Here is a 1,679-nt window from a genome sequence, read left to right as displayed (position 1 = left end):
GATATAGGTCTTGAACCCATGGAAAATCAGCGTGCCGCCGAAATTGTAGGAATTCAACACATTGCCGGACAGATGATGGCTTTGCGCGAAGGCCAGCGCCCCGCTGGCCGATGTCTTCGGGCTCGGCGCGACCTGATAGGCGCTGCCGAGCACGGCGATCCCGCCGATCAGCAGAACGGCTGCCGTGCCGCAGATGGCGTAGAACCGTCTGGCTAAGAATCTCTCCAGCCCGTCGCGCTTTTCGGCCAGCCATGCGGTGGCTGAAAGCGAGTGATATTGCTGTGCGACCTCGGCCGCCATCACCAGCGGAATCAGCAGGAAGAACAGATACATGAAGCGCACATGGGCGAGATAGACATGCAGGGTGAAGACGACGAACAACGCCTTGGCCCAGCCAATTCGCAACCGGGACACCAGAAGCCCGAAAAGCGCCAGCAGCATCGCCGCTTCCTGGACAGGACTGTCCGGCTGACTGAACGGTTTCCATTCCATGATCAGCGACACCGCCTCATTGCCGTAGGCCACGGCGAGCGTCGCGAGGATGGCCTGGACGCCGTAGGGGTGGATCAGGCTCACCAGCGGGCAAAGCAGGCCGAACGCGATCCACTTCGCCAGCAGGGACGGTTTCGACAGGCCCGTGCGCGCCAGCAGATCGAGACCGGCGAAAGCCGCGATGACGAAGCTCAAGGTGAAGGTGGCGTGCAGGTTCGCCCATAATACGACCAGCACAAGCAGCCACCAGGGCGGCGCCCGTTCTTCCCTTGCCGCACCGAAGAGGACCGCTGTCCAGATGACGATGATCGGGAAGGTGAAGACATGCGGACGCGCCGTGAAGATCGGGTTGATCAGGAACACCGCGGCGAACGCCAGTGTAATCGCCAGGATCGGCTTCAGCCATGCGCTGAGAAACCACCCCATCAGGAAAACCGTCAGGGAGATCGAGGCGATGATCGCGTTGACGACCCCGTTCCAGCCGCCCGCCCGGTAGGCAAGAGCCAGCAGGACCTGCCCCAGCCATGCCTTGGCAATCCAGGGCTGGCCGGCAAACGTGTAGGAATAGGGATCGACGGTCGGAAATGTCCGGTTAGTCAGGAAATCCAGACCGACCTTCACTTGCCACCAGCTGTCGGGATCCTGCAGGGTGGCGCCTGCCTGGGCACCCAACGCACCCGCCATCGCCAAGGCCGCGAGCAGGCAGAAGATCAGCCTGCTCCGCTCGTTGTATGTCGCGGCCGCCGCACTGGCCTGAGCGTCGTTCATGCTGCGCCGCCTCTAATCGGTTCCGGTGACAGTTGGGTGTTCAAGGTGTTGGATTGGCGGGCTGCCGCCGAGGCTTGTCGGCCACCCGAACTGTGCGGTCGGTGCTGTCGTCCCCACGCCCCACAAACACGAAGCGAGCCGAGCCAAGATAGAAAACAACCGAATAGACGCAGATTCCCGCGAGGTGGACCAGCGGGTTTTCGACGATGCCTGCTGAACGGGCGGCGATTACGACGGCCAGATTGATGCTGTAGGCGACCAGAAAGACACCCCCATAGCGCAGCGCGGTCCCGGGCTTGAAGCCATCGGCTCTGCTGAAGGTCCATTGGCGGTTGAGGAAGAAGCCGAGGACAAGGCCGGCGGCATAGCCCGTGGCGTTGGCAAGGATGTCGCCCAGACCCCGCGCAAACCCGGCCAGA

General features: G+C 62.5%; 2 protein-coding genes. Both read right to left on the bottom strand.

The window, feature by feature from the left end; genetic code table 11:
• Positions 1–1,260, bottom strand: a 1,260-nt coding sequence (locus tag EN879_RS22255; protein ID WP_127274245.1) for a hypothetical protein, incomplete at its 3' end; no start/stop codon positions are given.
• A gap of 40 nt (positions 1,261–1,300) precedes the next feature.
• Positions 1,301–1,679 (bottom strand): GtrA family protein (locus EN879_RS22250; RefSeq protein WP_164774514.1); only part of this gene is annotated, 379 nt, incomplete at its 5' end.

The sequence above is a fragment of the Mesorhizobium sp. M7A.F.Ca.AU.002.02.1.1 genome, assembly GCF_003998535.1.
Taxonomy (GTDB): domain Bacteria; phylum Pseudomonadota; class Alphaproteobacteria; order Rhizobiales; family Rhizobiaceae; genus Mesorhizobium; species Mesorhizobium ciceri.
This window is presented reverse-complemented; position numbering and strand designations above follow the sequence as displayed.